This window comes from Lentisphaera marina (genome assembly GCF_028745505.1).
GTDB lineage: Bacteria > Verrucomicrobiota > Lentisphaeria > Lentisphaerales > Lentisphaeraceae > Lentisphaera > Lentisphaera marina.
The window spans coordinates 139,655-156,588 of record NZ_JAQZZL010000003.1 but is presented as its reverse complement, the minus strand read 5'-3'; the positions used below and the strand labels follow the sequence as shown (position 1 = coordinate 156,588).

General features: G+C 41.6%; 14 protein-coding genes and 3 tRNA genes. 1 reads left to right on the top strand and 16 read right to left on the bottom strand.

Annotated elements, in window-relative coordinates:
* Positions 1-20: 20 nt before the first annotated feature.
* From polA to PQO01_RS21425, 14 genes are all read right to left on the bottom strand, one after another.
* Complete coding sequence (polA, locus tag PQO01_RS21490; protein WP_274316282.1) at positions 21-3,131, bottom strand: DNA polymerase I; 3,111 nt, start codon at positions 3,129-3,131, stop codon at positions 21-23.
* A gap of 8 nt (positions 3,132-3,139) precedes the next feature.
* A complete protein-coding gene (locus PQO01_RS21485; RefSeq protein WP_274316281.1) occupies positions 3,140-4,945 on the bottom strand; it encodes a PTS sugar transporter subunit IIA in 1,806 nt (601 codons plus the stop codon).
* 107 nt (positions 4,946-5,052) lie between these two features.
* On the bottom strand, positions 5,053-6,960 hold the full coding sequence (locus PQO01_RS21480) for a TonB-dependent receptor plug domain-containing protein (protein WP_274316280.1): 1,908 nt from the start codon (positions 6,958-6,960) through the stop codon (positions 5,053-5,055).
* 138 nt (positions 6,961-7,098) lie between these two features.
* Positions 7,099-8,913 (bottom strand): TonB-dependent receptor plug domain-containing protein, encoded by a 1,815-nt coding sequence (locus PQO01_RS21475; RefSeq protein WP_274316279.1) that lies wholly within the window; start codon positions 8,911-8,913, stop codon positions 7,099-7,101.
* A 267-nt stretch (positions 8,914-9,180) separates the two neighbouring features.
* Positions 9,181-9,253 (bottom strand) — tRNA-Thr (locus tag PQO01_RS21470).
* Positions 9,254-9,297: 44 nt separating this feature from the next.
* Entirely contained in the window at positions 9,298-9,714 is a 417-nt protein-coding gene (locus PQO01_RS21465) for a hypothetical protein (RefSeq protein ID WP_274316278.1), read from the bottom strand.
* Positions 9,714-10,130, bottom strand: a complete 417-nt coding sequence (locus PQO01_RS21460) for an HIT family protein (protein WP_274316277.1) — start codon at positions 10,128-10,130, stop codon at positions 9,714-9,716. Before PQO01_RS21460 ends, PQO01_RS21465 begins: the two co-directional genes overlap by 1 nt.
* An 80-nt stretch (positions 10,131-10,210) precedes the next feature.
* Positions 10,211-10,543 carry a hypothetical protein gene (locus PQO01_RS21455; protein WP_274316276.1) on the bottom strand — a complete coding sequence of 111 codons (333 nt, stop codon included), beginning with the start codon at positions 10,541-10,543 and terminating at the stop codon, positions 10,211-10,213.
* An 86-nt stretch (positions 10,544-10,629) separates the two neighbouring features.
* Positions 10,630-10,703: transfer RNA gene (locus PQO01_RS21450), tRNA-Pro, on the bottom strand.
* Positions 10,704-10,769: 66 nt separating this feature from the next.
* Positions 10,770-10,843 (bottom strand) — tRNA-Pro (locus PQO01_RS21445).
* Between the two features lie 199 nt (positions 10,844-11,042).
* The gene (locus PQO01_RS21440) at positions 11,043-12,083 is read right to left on the bottom strand and encodes a transporter (RefSeq protein WP_274316275.1); all 1,041 of its coding nucleotides are present in this window, start codon (positions 12,081-12,083) and stop codon (positions 11,043-11,045) included.
* A gap of 152 nt (positions 12,084-12,235) precedes the next feature.
* Complete coding sequence (locus PQO01_RS21435; RefSeq protein ID WP_274316274.1) at positions 12,236-12,730, bottom strand: hypothetical protein; 495 nt, start codon at positions 12,728-12,730, stop codon at positions 12,236-12,238.
* Between the two features lie 60 nt (positions 12,731-12,790).
* Complete coding sequence (locus PQO01_RS21430; protein WP_274316273.1) at positions 12,791-13,435, bottom strand: nitroreductase; 645 nt, start codon at positions 13,433-13,435, stop codon at positions 12,791-12,793.
* Entirely contained in the window at positions 13,435-13,749 is a 315-nt protein-coding gene (locus PQO01_RS21425; RefSeq protein WP_274316272.1) for a TFIIB-type zinc ribbon-containing protein, read from the bottom strand. The genes PQO01_RS21430 and PQO01_RS21425 overlap by 1 nt, the downstream gene beginning before the upstream one ends.
* Before the next feature lie 106 nt (positions 13,750-13,855).
* Here PQO01_RS21425 and PQO01_RS21420 point away from each other — a divergent pair, with 106 nt between their 5' ends.
* Positions 13,856-14,923, top strand: coding sequence for a serine/threonine protein kinase (locus PQO01_RS21420; protein WP_274316271.1), 1,068 nt, complete (start codon positions 13,856-13,858; stop codon positions 14,921-14,923).
* Here PQO01_RS21420 and PQO01_RS21415 read toward each other — a convergent pair.
* Together PQO01_RS21415 and larB are read right to left on the bottom strand one after the other, a co-directional pair.
* A complete protein-coding gene (locus PQO01_RS21415) occupies positions 14,900-16,171 on the bottom strand; it encodes a bifunctional folylpolyglutamate synthase/dihydrofolate synthase (RefSeq protein ID WP_274316270.1) in 1,272 nt (423 codons plus the stop codon). The two genes, PQO01_RS21420 and PQO01_RS21415, sit on opposite strands and share 24 nt — an antisense overlap.
* Positions 16,172-16,927, bottom strand: a complete 756-nt coding sequence (gene larB, locus PQO01_RS21410; RefSeq protein WP_274316269.1) for a nickel pincer cofactor biosynthesis protein LarB — start codon at positions 16,925-16,927, stop codon at positions 16,172-16,174. It abuts the gene before it with no gap.
* Positions 16,928-16,934 lie beyond the last annotated feature (7 nt).

Sequence of the window (16,934 nt, the reverse complement as noted above, 5' to 3'; positions counted from 1 at the left end):
ATCAAGAAATAGAACTTAAATCAATCGCATTGATCCCAAGATTTCGCGACAGCACAATCAACTTTTAAAGGGACTTTGATTTGTGGTATATCAGTCATGATTTGTGGAATGAGTTCCTGCATGAGTTCGAGTTCATCATCGGGGACTTCAAAGAGAAGCTCATCGTGGATTTGTAGAAGCATTTTTGATTTAAGTTGGCGCTTCTCAAGTTCCTTAGCAACTTTGATCATGGCAATCTTGATGATGTCTGCCGCAGTTCCTTGGATCGGGGAATTGACTGAGATTCGTTCAGCACCTGAACGGATACGTCCATTGGAAGAAAGCATTTCGGGCAAATAACGACGACGGCCAAAGGAGGTTTCTGAATAGCCTTTTTCACGAGCATCATCAACACATTTTGCCATGAATTTTTGAACGTCTGGGTAACGCTTGAAATAATTTGAAATGAATTGTTTCGCTTCATCGGCGCTGACACCAATTTCTTTGGCGAGTCCATAGGGGCCTTGACCAAACATTATACCAAAATTCACTGCTTTGGCTGCGTAACGCTGTTGTTTGCTGACCTGATCAAGTTCGGTCTCGAAAACGAGTGAGGCGGTGTGTGTGTGGACATCAAAGTCATTGTGAAAAGCTTCCAGTAGGCCGGGGTCTTGGCTGAGTTCCGCCATGATGCGCAATTCAATTTGTGAGTAGTCGCATGAGATAAAGTGATGTCCCTCGGGAGCTTCAAAGGCAGAGCGAATACTTTTGCCTTCGGCAGTACGAGTGGGGATGTTTTGTAAGTTTGGTTGAGTTGAAGCAAGGCGTCCAGTTGCGGCTGTAGTTTGCGAGAAGCGCGTGTGAATGCGTTGATCGAGTTCGCTGACTTCTTTGGGTAGTGCTTCAGCATAGGTGGAAATAAGTTTGCTCAAGGTACGATGGCGTAAGATGCTGCGAACGATTTCTGATTCTGCAGCAAGATTTTCCAAAACATCGGCACTTGTGGAATAACCAGTGGCTGTTTTTTTGCCTGCTTTTAAACCCATTTCTTCAAAGAGTACGACGCCCACTTGCTTAGGGGAATTAATGTTGAATTCATGTCCAGCTAAAGCATAGATTTGCTCTTCGCAGACTTTGAGTTCTTGGCTAAAGTCTGCAGAGATTTTTTCTAAAGTAGCGAGGTTAACGGCTATGCCATTATTCTCCATATGACTTAATACGGGGATGAGTGGGATGTCCATCTCGTCAAATAAATTGCGAAGGTCACGACGGTGAAGCTCGGCTTCGAGTTCATTTCTTAAGCGCAAAGTAATATCGACATCTTCGCAGCAGTAAGTCGCAACTTTTTCTATGGGTAAGTCGGCCATAGAGATTTGCTTTTTACCTTTACCAATGAGTGACTCGGTGGTGATTTTTCGATAATTGAGGTAGTGCAGTGAGAGTGAATCGAGGTCGTGGAATTGACGTGAAGGATTGCAGATAAAGGAGGCAACTAAAGTATCGAAGTCAATGTTTTTAACTTCAATGCCAGCATAGTGTAACATCTGGAGGTCGAATTTTGCGTTTTGCGCAAAAAATTTGAGTTCAGGATTGGCAAAGAAGGGCGTGAGTTGGGCAAGGATTTCGTTTTTGTCGAGATCGCCATTAAAAGGGATGTACCAAGCATGGTGATCACGGATAGCTAAGCCAAGCCCAACAATTTGCGCGCTACGCACATCTAGTCCTGTGGTTTCTGTATCAAAAGAAACGGGGAGTTGAGCTTTGCTAATTTCAGCTAAGATGGCCTTTAGTTCAGTGATAGAACTGACGATGTTGTAGCTGTGTCTTTGTGAATTGTATTCAACTGTTGCAGTCGCTAATAATTCTGCGAATTTCGCATCAAGAAATAGAGGCTCTTGAATCAAAGGCATGTGATGAGAAGCAATTTGTTCGAGACCGAGCTCAATGTTATGTAGCCATGAAGCGGCTAACCATTCCCAAGTTAGAGTACACTTCCTTTTGCTATCAAGATCTTCTGGAATGACGGTGTGGTTTTCGCTAGCTAAAGTGAGGTCGCAGTTAATGAAAGCATTTTTGAGGGCGATAAAAATCTCGTCAGGATTTTTGCCTAAGTGATTCATTTCTTCTAAGACATCAAATTCCAATCCACTTTCGAACTCGGCTTTGAGTTTGAGGATCTCATGTTGAAAAGGACGAGGAGCAAAGGTTTCGACTCGTAAAGTTACTGGTCCACCGGCGCTCAAGGATTGTTTGAGGGTTGGTTTACTATTGCCTTCGTAGCTCGCTTTGATGTTGGGGAGGTCACGTAGGAAACGAGCGAAACCCATACGTTCGTAGAATTCTGCTAAGCCATCGAAATCTGGTTGTGAGGGCACGAGTTCGTCATAAGATTTGTCAAGAGTCATTTCGTCTTTGAGAATGACGAGAGATTTTGATAGGATGGCGAGGTCGGCTTTTTCGCGAATTGTTTCAGATTGTTTTTTGCCTTTGATTTTATCGTGGCTAGCTAAAATTGTTTCGAGATTATCGAATTCAGCTAATAGCTTAGCAGCACCTTTTGGACCTATCCCTGGGAGGCCGGGGATGTTATCGGCACTATCACCACAAATGGAGAGGTAGTCGACGATTTGGTCGGGGCGTACACCCATGATCTCGATAACTTTCTCGGCATCAATCATCAAATTATTTTTATGAGTGTGGCAAATAAGTGTGTGATCATTCACTAATTGCATTAAGTCTTTATCGCCAGAACAAATGACAGTTTTGATGTGTGAACCCGTGGCTTGTTTGGCGACAGTCGCAATAATATCGTCCGCTTCAAAACCCTTTTGTATGAGTAAGGGAATGCCACGTAAGGCAATATATTCTTTTACTAAATCAAATTGAGGCTTGAGATCTTCGGGGCATTCTTTACGATTTGCTTTGTACTCGGAGTACATTTCATTACGAAAAGTTTCTGAACCAGCATCAAAAACGGCAACCAAATGACTCGGGTTAAAGTCGCGTACAATGTTTTCGAACGAATTGATGAAGCCAAATAGGGCATTGGTGGGGAGTCCATCTTTGGAGTGCATGTTGGCGCGGATACCGTAAAAAGCACGAAAAATATATGCCATGGAATCGATGACGAAAATTGAGGGTTGGTCAGACATAAAATACCTTATTTTAGGAAGTAGTTAAAAGTTTCGGCTTCTTCGGAGTGAAAAATTTCGTAAATAGAAGCAGCGCAGTTCGCCTTGAGAATCTGATCGCGTATCTTGGTGTCGCTTAGCATTTTTCCTAGGGTAGAGAGAATTTCGAGGTGAGCTTCACGTTGTGACTCAGGAGTGGCAAGCATGACAATGATCTCGACAGGTTCATCATCCATTGCTTCGAATTCAACTGCAGGGGTACATACGGCGAGCATGCCTCGGATTTTGCCGTCGTGGCTTTCTTCATCGCTGACTGTGCAGTGCGGAATGGCAATACCCTGGCCAAAACCAGTAGAGAATTCCTTCTCCCGGACTTCCATTCTTTTGAGCAGTTCTTCGGGATCGATCTCGATGTCGTTAGTTTTGACTAAGAAGTAAGACATTTCACGTAAGACTTCCCATTTATCTTTGGCATTGAGACCCGTGATAATATGCTCTTCATCAATGAAGTCGATGAGTCGAGTTCGCTTCTTGCCCGTTTCTTTAACGCGATCTAAAGTTTTGGTGATCAGAATGGTGCCAACCAATTCAGTGAAGACGACAACCAGTAGGATCATGGCAGTAATTTTTGCGTGCAGTGCAGAGAAATCTTTTTCAGAATAGATGACAACGAGGAGGGCAATAGTCATGCCCGCTTGAACTAGGAGCATGGACCCAATATTTAGCGTTGTTCTTGGCGTGCAGCGTCCCATTATGGCGCCAAAGGTAGCCCCAAGCATCTTGCCACCCGCCATAGCGACGAGATAAATGAGCGCGGAACTAATGGTTTGCGAATTAATGGTGGTTAGATCTAGGTGCATGCCCGCGAGGGTGAAAAAGACGGTGAAAATAAATTGCTCCAAAACCTCGAATTGCTCAAGCATTTCATTTTTAAAGATAGCAAAGTTGGAGAGGCACAAACCAAGGACTAGGTTCGCCATAATGGGCAGAGGAGTGAGTTTTTGTGGGAGTTCCGCAGTAACCATAGCCATGTAGTCACAGAGTCCATTTGTTATCATGATCGAGGCAACTAATAGCGTAAAAACGAGTGTGTGTGAATTGCGTCGAAAGTGGGATTGCCCCTGTTTTTTTTGGATGTATTTGAGGCAAAACTCGAAACATTTTGCCACAAGAAAGCCAACAATGATTGAACTGAAAAAGCTAATGAGGCCGGGGAGTGCGGTGGTCAAAAGACTTGCGCCTGAAAGTTTTTGTCGGGCGATAGCACGGACGCTTTCAAAAACTAGTAAGCAAATGATGTTGTCTAAAGCAACAACAATCAGCAGGGTTCTTACGAGGTTGCCTTTCGCATTTTTCTCTTTGATAACATGCAGTACGGTTGCGGGTGAAGTACTACAGGCCAAGGATGAGATGAGTAAGTGAGCCGCCAGTCGAGTCTTTTCGGAGAAATCCATGGGGTTGAAGTATTCTAAGGCAAAGAATACGGCGATGAAAGCACAACTGGATTCACCAACGGCAATGAGTAGGTTTCGATTAAATGAATTATGTAGTTTTTGGAAGTTTAAATGACTTCCCACGGTTAAGGCAATTAAGCCAATGGCAAAGCTCGTGACGGCAGTGAGGTTCTTCTCTTCGGTGTGTCCTATGAGGTTAAGCATATAGGGGCCAATCAGAATCCCCGCAATGATTTGTCCCGTTAGGACAGGCAGCTTGAGCTTTTTCGCGGTGACACCAGCAAGCATGCCGATAATTAAAATGATAGAAACGAGTAGTTCGCCCGAAGCACCATGTAATAAGGCAGGTTTGTCAGCTGCCAAAAGAAAGTTGTTTAACATATATTGTTGATTCCCAAATTCACAGCTAAAAAGATAGGGAATTTGAGGCTAAAATCAAGCTCAAAGAAGGCAGGGTGAAGCTTAGAAGTGTTATATTCTAATGAATACTAGAATTTATAATTGAGACCGAGGTAAAATGTGCGCGGGGTCTCGGCATAATAGAGGGTTTCTCGAGTGGAGTGATCCCAGAGGTTTTGTCCAACTAGGTAGACTTCTAGGTCTTCTCTAGGCGACCAGGAGATACGTGAATCAAGTTTTATGAATGAGGGGGTGCCATCCTGTGGGTCATAGTTATAACTAGGGTTTTTTGAGTCTTGGTAATAAACCATGACATCCCATTTAAGATCTTTGGTGACCGAGTAGAAAGAATAAAATGAGGCCTTGTTTTTGGCGGCTACTTTTTCGACGGGTAAGGTGTCTCCTGTACCGTCTTTGTAATCAAAATCAGAGTCGATATATGTGTAGGATAATTTGAGTTGCCAGTCAGGAGTTACAAAATAGTTGGAAGATAATTCAAGCCCGTAACTATCGGCGGAAAGATCGTTCACAATGATATCCGCTCCAGGATTAACTTCTGTGATGACAAGATCATTGTAGTCGTTATAGAAAACGGTCGTGTCAAAAGAGAGTTTTTCATTGACTAAGATACGATGACCCAATTCGTAGGTGGTAACATTTTCTGAATCCACATCACTATTACCAATGGCGGCACCACTAAAGATGTCAGATCCGTATTCGTAGCGTGATGGTGTGCGTACTGCTCGGCTAACAGCTGCCCAATAAGTATTTTTCCTGTTTGGTGTGTAGGCTACTCGAGCAGACGGTTGGTATTCATAATCAGTGTAATCACTTTTTTCAAACTTAGAGCCGAGAGTTAAAGTCCAGCGATCGGGTTGGAGAGTGATTTTATCTTGAATGAATAGGGTGTAATTGACAATGGTGTCATCTTCGGGGATGAAAACGAGTTGGCCTAAATCATCTTTTAATTTTGAGCGATATGATCGGACGCCTGCACCTAGAGTCACTTCGTGATTATCCCAAGGAGAGAAGTGATAATCGGATTCTAAATTGAAGCTATGAACAGTTGAATCAAGCGTGATGTCTTGCTCAATGTTGTGATAATCGTAATAAAATAGTGTGCTCCATTTTTCTTTGGAGTTAAATTGCCTTGTGTGATTTAAAGTCAAATTATAGCCAGTAGAATCCCCATCTTCATAAAAGTTGTTGATGACAAGTGCGTTGTATTGTTTGAAATCAGATTGGTACACATCTGAACTTACACTTAGGGTGTCTTTTGATGTAACATCGTAGTCTAAGCGGAAGCCACCTTGAAGATGGTCCCAGCGATCATCTTCATGAGTGTTTTTTAGACTAACACCAGGTTCGATTTCATGGTTTTGCTGGAATTGTCCATAGACTCGAAGATTGAGTTTTTCTTCTTCGTCCAAGGCCTCCCCATACCTTAAGTAATAGGATTCATTGTATTCACCATAGTCGAGCTTAGCTAAGCCGCCTTTAGTTTCTTTGGCTGATTTAGTGGTGATGTTAATGACGCCATTGACGGCATTTGAGCCCCATACACTAGCACCGGGACCGCGTATGACTTCAATTCTATCGATATCAGCGACGGGGTAGTTGGTGTATTCCCAGTAAGTTCCTGAAAAAATGGGCGAGTACACACTACGACCATCAATTAAGACAAGTAATTTATTGGAATAAAGATTGTCAAAACCTCTGATACTGACTTCCCAAGTGTTGTTGGTACGTCTAGATACTTGAACTCCAGGGGTACCTCTTAGAGCTTCTGCGAGATTAAGGGCACCTTTTCTGGCGATTTCTTCGTTGGTAATAACGTATATGGCTGATGCGGCAGTAAATGAACTTTCCTCAGATTTTGAGACAGAGGTCACTTCGATATTCATGAGAGATTCAAGGTCAAAGTCTTCCGCGCTATCAAGTGCGAATGTTTGAAAGCCAAGACTCAGAAGAATCAATTTTAAACAGTATGAGCGCAATGTTTATATCCCAAATAGAAATTAACCCCTATAATTATTCTACAAAATGAAGTTAAAATTTGGAATAGCTGAGTGTAGTTAAAGGTCTTGAAATAAGCTCTTTTAATATATAATTAATAATTGAGCAGGATTTCTCCCTTAAAAGCGGTAATTTAAGCCCATTAAAAATGTTCGTGGTGCTTCTACGTAATAGAGCGTTTCTGATGTTGAATCCTCTAAGAGGTTTTGACCCATTATATAAAATTCGAGCTTAGAGTTTTGAGTCCATGTGAGTTTACTGTCCAATTTAACAAAGGGTGAATTGCTTGGATAGTCGGTATTGTTTAAGCTAGGGTTTTTACTGTCTTGGTAATAGGCCATTAAATCCCATTGTAGTTTTTTCGAAATTTGGTAAAAGGAATAGGCTGAGGCTTGGTGTTGTGCCGTAACATATTCAGTAGCAAATAGATCAGAAGTCTCGTCTTTCTGGTCGACATCAATGTCAAAGTAGCTATAGGAAAGCTTTAATTGCCAGTCAGTAGTGACTAAGTAGTTTGATGAGATTTCAAAGCCGTAGCTTTCTGCGCTAGAGGTGTTGACGATAGGGTCATTGCCTGGTGTTACTTCAGTAGAAATTAGATCGGAGTAATCGTTGTAGAAAATGGTCATGTCAAAAGAGAGCTTTTCACTGGCCAATATCCTGTAGCCCGCTTCGTAGGTTTCTACGGTTTCAGAATCGACGTCGTGGTTGCCGATTGCAGAGCCAAAAAACAAGTTGGAGTCATGCTCATAGCGATTGGGGGTTCTAATAGCTCGTGAAGCCGCTAGCCAAAGAGTGTTTTTGCGATTAGGAGTAAAAGCGAGTCGTGCTGTGGGTTGGTATTCAAAACCAGAATAGTCGTGTTCTTCAAATTTTGAACCTAAAGTCAAAGTCCAGCGATCGGGTTGGAGAGTGATTTTGTCTTGGATAAAAAAGTTATAATTTTGAGTGGTTTCATTTTCGGGGAACATAAGAAGTTGACCGCTAGGATCTTTTACTTGAGAACGGTAGATTCGTGTGCCGGCGCCGAGTGTGATGTTGTGGTGTTTTATTGGGCTGAAATGGTAGTCGAATTCAAAGTTCCAAGTTTGAACATAAGTGTTAGCAGTGATGTCTTGGTTGAAGTCATAAAAATCATAATAGATGAGAGAGTGAAACTTTTCATCTGATGATATTTGTTTAGTGTAGTCTACACTGAGGTTATAGCCGGTGGCATCACTATCTTCATAAAAACTATTATTATTGATAGCGTTATAGGTGACTTGATCGACACTGTACGTATCGGCTGATACGCGTATGGAATCTTTGGGAGTTACATCATAATCTAAACGAAAGCCACCTTGCAGATGATCCCAATCATCATTTTTTTGAGAGTTTTTATTTTGTATTCCCGGGTTTAGTTTGTCGTATTTTTGAACTTGTCCGTAGGCGCGTAAATGCAAAGTATTTTCATCGTTTAAGCTCTCTCCGATGCGTAAGTAAGCTTGTTGAAAATCTTCGCCATACTCTAGTTTACTTAGGCCACCAATGGTGTCCTTACTGTGTTTTGTTGTGATGTTTATGACGCCGTTGACTGCATTGGAACCCCAAATAGTGGCACCAGGTCCTCTGATGACTTCAATTCGTTCTATGTCCGCAATCGGATAGTTGGTGAAGTTCCAATAAGTTCCAGAGAAGATAGGAGTGTAGACAGTGCGGCCATCAATGAGAACCAGTAATTTATTAGAGTACAGATTATCAAAGCCTCTGATGCTGACTTCCCATGAGTTGTTGGTCCGGCGTGAAACTTGTACACCAGGAGTACCTCTCAAAGCTTCAGCTAAATTTTGAGCACCTTTATTTTTGATTTCCTCTTCGGTGATGACGTAAATAGCTGAAGCTGCGGTGAAGGAGCTCTCTTCATTTTTGGAGACACTTGTTACCTCAATGTTCATTAAGTCTTCCAAGCTCAATTCATTTTCCAGTTCATCGGTATGTATGATGAACTTAAAGGAAAGAGTAAGAAAAAGTATTCGTAAGATTCTCAAGCGAGCGGTCCATTTGTCTTCAGTATTGACTTCTATAGTAATACCTTAGATGATTTATTTCCTGTAAATGTCTAGTTGAGTTTGTTGACTTAATCTAAAATTAACATAATTATAAGTCTCGAAGTTGATCTGAGGAAATAAAAAAGCACTTACATTTCTGTAAGTGCTTTTAAGAGCCAGCAGTCGGACTCAAACCGACGACCTGCTGATTACAAGTCAGCTGCTCTATCAACTGAGCTATGCTGGCGACGGGTAGATAATAAACCAAAAATGTTTTTCTACCAGTCAGATTTAGCGAAAATTTTGAAAATTATTCACTTTTTTTATTTTTGGCCAAAAAGCACGCTCTAGAAGAGGTTTTTTGGCCATTTTTGAGTTTAGATTTTGCTTATCGTTTATTTCAAAAAGATTTATTTTTTTGATGCCGACGATGATTTTTTTCTCAATGAGTAAATTTAAAACGATTAATAGGTCGTTTTTTTCAGAAAAGTTTAATTTGTTTAGTGTGTATAGAGCTAGAGATCCATATTCATTGAGCGCATGAATGCAAAGATGATCGATAAGAGTTTCTCTTTCGATAGCCTCAGTGTCCTTATTCGATAGATTAAAGAACTCGACCCCACGACAGATGAAAGCCAAGGCTGCTTCAGGCCACTCAGGGTATTCTTCCCTTAAGGCAGGCAGGAAAAGTGAGTAGTCGTTGGTCATTAAGAGAGTTTGTTTTTTATGAAGTCTATTAAAGATTTTCTTTGATCTTCATCGGCAGCTTCTTGCATTCGCCAGTTTAAGTGGAAGCCATCGGTGCCAACTCGAGGAATAATATGTAGTGCAGCGTGGAGGGCGTCTTGTCCTGCGCATTCACCATGATTGTATTGGATGTTGAAGCCGTCGTAATCTTTAGTTTTCAAAGTGGCGACTGCGATTTTTCGAGCTAAGCATTGCAGCTTGGAGTAGGTTTCGTCATCAAGAAGGGTAAGGCTAGTGCAGTGCTCTGAAGTTGTGAGGATGATGTGACCATGATTGATGGGGGTGGGGTGTAGAAAGGCGCAAAAAGTTTCATCTTGATAAACTATGTCGGCATCTTCTCTCTTTTCGGAGATTTTACAATAAATACAATTGTCCATTTTTTATGTCCTTAAATTTTTATAAGACTATAAATGGAGAAAGAAATTTTTCAGTATTAGCTTGGGTGGAATTGTGAGAATTAAACTAAAATTGCGTCGTGAATTTTTTCAGTTAATTCGGAAAAGTTAAAGTTTACTTTTCTTGAGATGTGGAAGGTTTTCTCAACTACGGAGGGGTCTAAATCTTCATCTCCAGAGGTGATTAATATGAGAGGAGCTTTTTTGATGTTGTGTGAACGAAAGCTTTGTTCGTAGTTCGTGAAAAACTCATCGTAATTTCGAAGTTCGTTTACGATGCAGGCATGTATAATGCTAATTTCATCTTTATTGAGTGATGTAAACTCTTCTTCACTACTAATTGTTAAAACTTCATAACCACAGTTTCCTATCATTCGACTGAAGAATTCACTCATTTGAAGATCGCTTTCAATCAGAAGTATTGCGGGGAATGTGGATTTATATAAGCTCATATAATCTTATTTAAAGTTAACAAAAAGAGTCGGAGCGGCGGGATTCGAACTCGCGACTTCTTGGACCCAAACCAAGCGCGCTACCAGACTGCGCTACGCTCCGATGTAATAATTTAGTTCTGGTGAAACTAAACTTTAAAACTACTTCTTTTTACAGAAATAAAAAATGTCGGAGCGGCGGGATTCGAACTCGCGACTTCTTGGACCCAAACCAAGCGCGCTACCAGGCTGCGCTACGCTCCGAAACGACGCCAAAGTAATTCTGTACTTGTTTTCTGCAAGTTGATTCTTAATAAAAAATGAAAAAAAGAATGACTAGATTTTTATCTGAAAAAAAATGTTAAAATGAAGAGGATTCTAAGGAGTGACGCATCTTATTTGCTATAATGGTTTTGTGTACTTTTAGTCGCATTTATAATGCGACTAAAAGTCACTGCTTGTCTTAGAAGCTATATAAGAAATTTACATTGACGGTTAGGTCTTTTTCTAGGTTGGGGCCATCTATCTCTTGATAGAAGGGCATTCCCGCCTCAAATTGAACTCTGCTTTTTGAGCATGTCTTCCAGGTGAAACCTGCGAAAAAAGAAGCATCTTTACCACCGCGGAGGTCAGCATCTGCCACTGGATTCATCCCACTCATGGGTTCTAAGTTGTCGTCGTCGCCACGGTAATCTTCCCAAGCGTTGAATTCGACACGTGAATTTAGAGCGAGGACGGGGTTTAATTCTCGTGAAGCCCACAAGTTGTATGTTAGTTTGTCACCCCTACGGTAACCTTCGCTATTTTCACCAGTGTGAATCGTCGCTTCGAGCTTAGTACCCCAAGACCAGTTCGTGTAAAACTTGTTATAGACAATTGATGGGATGAGGTCCCAAGTTCCCGAGCCGATTTGCATAGGATAGCCTAAGCGCATGTCATCTCTCATGGGAGTGTTTGATTCCTCGTCAAAATTGGCAGTAGGAAGATTAAGGGTTAGGCCTAACAAGACTTGCTCATCTCCGTCGTCATAGGCGCGGTAAATGCTACCCACTTTAATGTCGCCCAAACCTTCGTTACGAGTTTTGAATTTTGTGTCGGTAGTGGTTCCCATCATTGTCATGCGTCGATTGAGGTTCATGCTATAGCGAACCCACGGTACCATGAGAGTGAGAGTCCAGTCGTCGTTAAGACCATACATCACATCTAGCATATGCATTTGCATTTTCATGTCTTTTGGCAAGACCATATAGTCTTTATGTGCCTTGTTGTTTGAGACACGGTTAGTGCCATCTCTTAGGCCATCCATTTCCATGAACATGGATCGTGTGCCGATCATCCATTCACCCTTCTTATGGACATGAGCGCCCATGACTCCAGCAGGAGCGTAGTGAGAGATATTGTGAGATTCGTTGCATGAGCAAGAATTATCGTGGGATGTGTGTTCAGTATTTTGAGCCATTAAGCCCATAGAGCTTAAGGCTAATGTAGCGAAAAGTTTTTTCATTATAAATCTTATATTAGTATATATGTGTATGTCTACAGCATTACAATATTTGAGTAATGTTGCATTGTTTTTTACGAAAGTGATCTAATAACTTTCGTGTCTGGGGAGGAGGGTAGTAGCTACCGTCATCCATACTTGTTTTACGAACATGTTTATACTATTGGGACCTTGCCTAAGGCAATTAAGTTAGGTGTGGTGTTTGCCAGTAATTTTACTGGGCTTATTTGGTAAGTAATTTCTTTATAAAAAATTTGTATTTGTGTTTCAAACTTTAAATGGCGGTCGAGCATTTCATAGAGGTCAGTTAAGATGCCGTCACAAGCAACTTTATCTAACTCGGGACCATTTTGTTTTACTTGCGTATCTTTAGGGTCTGATTTTTGTGAACAGCAAGATTCAACTGGAGGGCCACAGTTATTCGAGTCGTTCAAATTGTCGTTAGTTTCATCTTCTATGCCGAAGCATGCGCAGCCAGGAAGTTCTTTACCTGCTAGGTCGCATGCGCATCCATGGCCACTGCATTTATAGGGGAGTAATGGGGTGATGATTGACGAGACAATAGAGCTTCTAGCACCACTCATGTTGAGTAGGTAGAGGCACATCATACAGATGCTTATGATTTTAATAAAAATTCGCGAACTTGTCATTGTCAGATTTAACCATTCATTTAGCAGGTGAAAGTGCCCTAGAATGTTGAATCTACAAGTCTAATTAAACCATTTTGTGATTTCATTTACACTCAATTTTTCAGTGCGGAATGTATTGATGTGTTGATCTACTTCTTCATAGCCTAGTGATAGACCAAATATTGGGCTGAGTTCTTGCGGCATATCGATGTGTTTATCGAGGATGTCGGGAAAGGAAACTAAGGAGGCTTGTGGGCAGGAAGAGAGTCCCTGTTGTTCAAGGCCTTGCATCAGCCGTTCAAGAAAAATGCCCATGTCAATGAGGCAGTGTTGTGGGAGAGTGTGGTCGTAGTAGAAAAAGATAACCGTTGTTGCTCCGAAGAAGCGGTAGTTTTCACACCAATGATCTAGGCGAGCTTCTTTGTCGTGGCGCTCGATTCCTTTGTGTTGAAAGAGGGAGTAGCCACATTGGCGAGCTCGGTTCATATAAAGGTCGGGTATAGGGGAGTCTTTGCTCTCGCCTAATTCAGGAGCAGGTTTTTGGCCTGACTGAGCTGCAAGGATGAGCTCATGAGAGAGTTTTTTTAGTATGTCGCCTTGGCAAATGGCAATTTGCCAAGGTTGCATATTTTTGGATGACGCGGCGTAACGTGCGTAATCTATGGCCTGTTCAAGTTGCTCTTTAGTGACAAGTCGATCAGAAAATGCACGAACGGAATGTCTCATTAAAACTTTAAGAAACCTGCGATTTTGTCAAACATGTCGTGTGATTCAAGTGATTTAGCAGCGATCTCGAATTCACCCTTATCGAAGTACATTCCTTCGCATGAAGTGCAAATATCAATTTTCACTGTTTCCATTTCTTTTTCTTCCATTTGGCTACCGCATTTTGGGCAACGCATCCAGTGGAGCTCTTTTTCTTGCTCGTGTTGTTGTTTAGCTCTTTTTTTGTCTCTTTCTAAGCGGTGTTCAGCTTCTTTTTGTTGGATGTAAGCATCCTCGTTGCTGTAGCCCTGTTTTGATAGGTACTCGTTAGACATTAGATAAATCCTTTATGTTAGTATTGAAGTTGTCTTACATCCTGTTAAAATATACACGATTGAATAGATTTAAAGTAATAGATTTTAATAAAGTAAGTATAATTATATGGATGAAAGCCACCTGCAATCTGATAGTGAAGAAATCCCAGAGTTTGTGGGGCCGTATAAAATAGAGGGACCCCTTGGTGTTGGGGGGATGGGAAAAGTGTATTCTGCTCGGCATAGGGTTCTCAATATCCCCGTTGCGGTTAAAGTTTTTTTTCGTGATGTGACAGAAAAACCGGCTTCAGCCAAACGCTTTATTCAAGAGGCGCGTTTAGCTGCTTCGATTGAGCACATCAATTTAGTTCGCGTTATGGAATGTGGAAATGATCAAGATGATCACCCCTATTATGTGATGGAAAAAATGAGCTCGAGTGTTTTTCTTGAAATTAAGAAGAACGGCCCATGTTCAGAGAGAGAGGCCATTGATATAGGTGAATCAGTCGCTCGTGGTATGAGTGTAGCTCATAGTCATGGAATTATTCATAGAGATATCAAACCGGATAATATTATGGTCTCGGTAGATGGGCTTTATAAAGTCGGTGATTTAGGCTTAGCGAAATTGCAAAATATAGAAAATACCTCGCCGGGTTTAACAATGACGAAAACAGGCTTGGGAACACCTCACTTCATGTCGCCCGAACAAGCATTAGATGCGGCAAATGCTGATGGTAGAGCTGATATTTTTTCTTTGGGTGCAAGCTTATACTTTATGGTGACAGGGAAAAAACCTTTCGATAATGAGGGTGTCCAAGCAATCATTAACGAAAATTTTGAGAAAGGCGCTCCTGATGCGGGGGATCTTGTCGAAGATTTGAGTGCTGGTTTTTGCCAATTAATAAAGAAATGCATGGCCTACAAGGCTGAAGATCGTTACCAAACTATGGAAGAGGTCCATCAAGGTTTGGTTGATTTAAGACATCGTTTTCACGATTCAGTTAGACCGATTCATTATGATACTTGTTTTGACCTAGCAGGAACGAAAAAAGAAGAGATTGAGCGTTTGATGGCTGAGCACAAGCAAGCAGTAACATCACAAGAAGAAGGTTTTAAAGTTAATAAGCTCTATCTTGCAGGTGTGATAATCTTGATTGTTATCTTGTTAGTGTTACTCAAGAATATCGCATTTTAGTGCACTGTCGGGAGCAAGTTTCTTCAAGACCTCTCCAGATAAATAAAGTGAACCCGTTATTAGGATGGGTCCAGATATTTTTTCTAAGGAACTTTCCCAATCTGTAGAACTTTCACAGGAGCAATTGAGTATTGATGATGCTCGTTTAGCTAATTCTTTAGGTTTAAGGGCACGTGGGATTTTGATGGGGACAGCGATGAAATTAGCACATAAGGGTGCGAGCTTTTCTAGAGTGCTCTCAACTTCTTTGTCTTCCATCATGCCACAGATGACCGTGAACTTTTGATCAGATAAGCATTTGCTTAGCTTCTCCATAGCAGCGGGGTTGTGAGCTCCATCTACATATATGTTGTTTGGGAGCTTTTGTATTCTTCCTGGCCAATGAGCATACTGAATACCTTGGGCCGCAATGGTGGCGGACTCTATGAGTGTTTTTTCTTCAAGGACTTCCAAGGCTTTTATTGCCAAAGATGAGTTAGAGACTTGGTGTTCTCCAAGCAGTCGCAGTTTGTAGTTGATGGTCTCTTTGCCTTGGTAGGTGAGTTGGTCATCTCCCTGTGAGCTCGAGAAATCTTGATCTATATAATATTGAGGACAATTTTTTGCTTTCTCCGCAAATAGAGTGCGAAGTTCAACTTTGCTTTCTCCGCAAATAAAAGGAACGCCATCTTTAATGATGCCCGCCTTCTCCTTAGCTACTTCGCTGAGTGTATCACCTAAATAAGACCCATGATCCATGGCAATGTTGGTGATGATCGTGAGTAAGGGTTGAACAATATTTGTGGCATCAAGTCTGCCTCCCATGCCGGTTTCCCAAATGACGACTTCGCATTTCTCTTCTTGGAAAATCAACAATGCGACTGCAGTTAAGACTTCAAAGTAGGTCGGGCGTACACCTGTTCTTTCAATGAGTTGTACTTCGATGTCAATGATTTTTTGAAGGGCCTTTAAATAGCTCGCTTCTTTAACGGGTGCGCCATTGATGCGCCATCTCTCGAGAAAATTGACAAGGAATGGAGATGAATAAAAAGCAGTTTTTAGGCCTGCGTATTTACAGGCAGTTGCGATCATCGCACAAGTAGAGCCTTTGCCATTGGTGCCGGCGACATGGACAAAATTTAATGTTGAAGCTGGATCACCAAGAAGATCGTTTAGGTGAATCATGTTATCAAGACCTAGTTTTATTCCAAAAACTAGGAGTGAATCTAGGTATTCTTCAGCATCGCCAAAAGTGAGTGGATTATTCATTTATTTTTCAAAAGTTTTTATCATTCTAAGGGCGGCATAAGCTGCACCAAAACCATTATCTATATTGACCACTGATAGACCGGATGCACAGGAGCTAAGCATGGCCATCGCTGTAGTGACTCCATCCATGTTGGCGCCATAACCAACACTCGTGGGGATGGCGATAATGGGAGCGGTAGTTAAGCCACCAATGACACTGGGGAGGGCGCCTTCCATTCCGGCGGCAATAATAATACAATCGGCTTCAGAAATCTCTTTTTGATAAGTGAGCAAGCGGTGTAAGCCGGCTACCCCTAGGTCTTGGATGAGCTGAGGGTTTATGCCAAAAGCTTTGGCACAATAATAGGCTTCTTTGACGACTGATTCATCGCTGGTTCCGGCACTAATTATAAGGAGCTTTGACTGGAATTTTTGTTCAAATTCACCGATAAAAAGAACCTGTGCTTCGGGGGAATAAAAAGCCTTAGGGTAGTGTTTAAGGATAAGTTCAGCTTTGCTTTCGTCAATGCGGCTAATAAGGACTTGTGATTTTAGTTTCAAAATTTCTTCCGCGGCAGAAAGAATTCTTTGCGCATTTTTGTGTAGCCCGTAAATGACTTCAGGGTAACCACACCGCTCTTCGCGTTGGTGGTCAATAAAAGTGGTGGGATCAGCTTTAAGAAAAGCGCGTTCGAGTTCAAGAAGGATTTTATTTTCCTTAATACCTTTCTCTTCGAGCTGATTAAGGAGGCTTTCTAGTGACTTCTTCTGATTCATGCGTTTA

Bases quoted from the DNA above. Each gene is read 5' to 3' on its own strand.
- PQO01_RS21415 (WP_274316270.1), bottom strand. From the start codon at position 16,171: ATGAATAATCCACTCACTTTTGGCGATGCTGAAGAATACCTAGATTCA.
- larB (WP_274316269.1), bottom strand. From the start codon at position 16,927: ATGAATCAGAAGAAGTCACTAGAAAGCCTCCTTAATCAGCTCGAAGAG.
- PQO01_RS21440 (WP_274316275.1), bottom strand. From the start codon at position 12,083: ATGAAAAAACTTTTCGCTACATTAGCCTTAAGCTCTATGGGCTTAATG.
- PQO01_RS21475 (WP_274316279.1), bottom strand. From the start codon at position 8,913: ATGAACATTGAGGTAACAAGTGTCTCCAAAAATGAAGAGAGCTCCTTC.
- PQO01_RS21485 (WP_274316281.1), bottom strand. From the start codon at position 4,945: ATGTTAAACAACTTTCTTTTGGCAGCTGACAAACCTGCCTTATTACAT.
- PQO01_RS21460 (WP_274316277.1), bottom strand. From the start codon at position 10,130: ATGGACAATTGTATTTATTGTAAAATCTCCGAAAAGAGAGAAGATGCC.
- PQO01_RS21455 (WP_274316276.1), bottom strand. From the start codon at position 10,543: ATGAGTGAATTCTTCAGTCGAATGATAGGAAACTGTGGTTATGAAGTT.
- PQO01_RS21435 (WP_274316274.1), bottom strand. From the start codon at position 12,730: ATGACAAGTTCGCGAATTTTTATTAAAATCATAAGCATCTGTATGATG.
- PQO01_RS21420 (WP_274316271.1), top strand. From the start codon at position 13,856: ATGGATGAAAGCCACCTGCAATCTGATAGTGAAGAAATCCCAGAGTTT.
- polA (WP_274316282.1), bottom strand. From the start codon at position 3,131: ATGTCTGACCAACCCTCAATTTTCGTCATCGATTCCATGGCATATATT.
- PQO01_RS21425 (WP_274316272.1), bottom strand. From the start codon at position 13,749: ATGTCTAACGAGTACCTATCAAAACAGGGCTACAGCAACGAGGATGCT.
- PQO01_RS21465 (WP_274316278.1), bottom strand. From the start codon at position 9,714: ATGACCAACGACTACTCACTTTTCCTGCCTGCCTTAAGGGAAGAATAC.
- PQO01_RS21430 (WP_274316273.1), bottom strand. From the start codon at position 13,435: ATGAGACATTCCGTTCGTGCATTTTCTGATCGACTTGTCACTAAAGAG.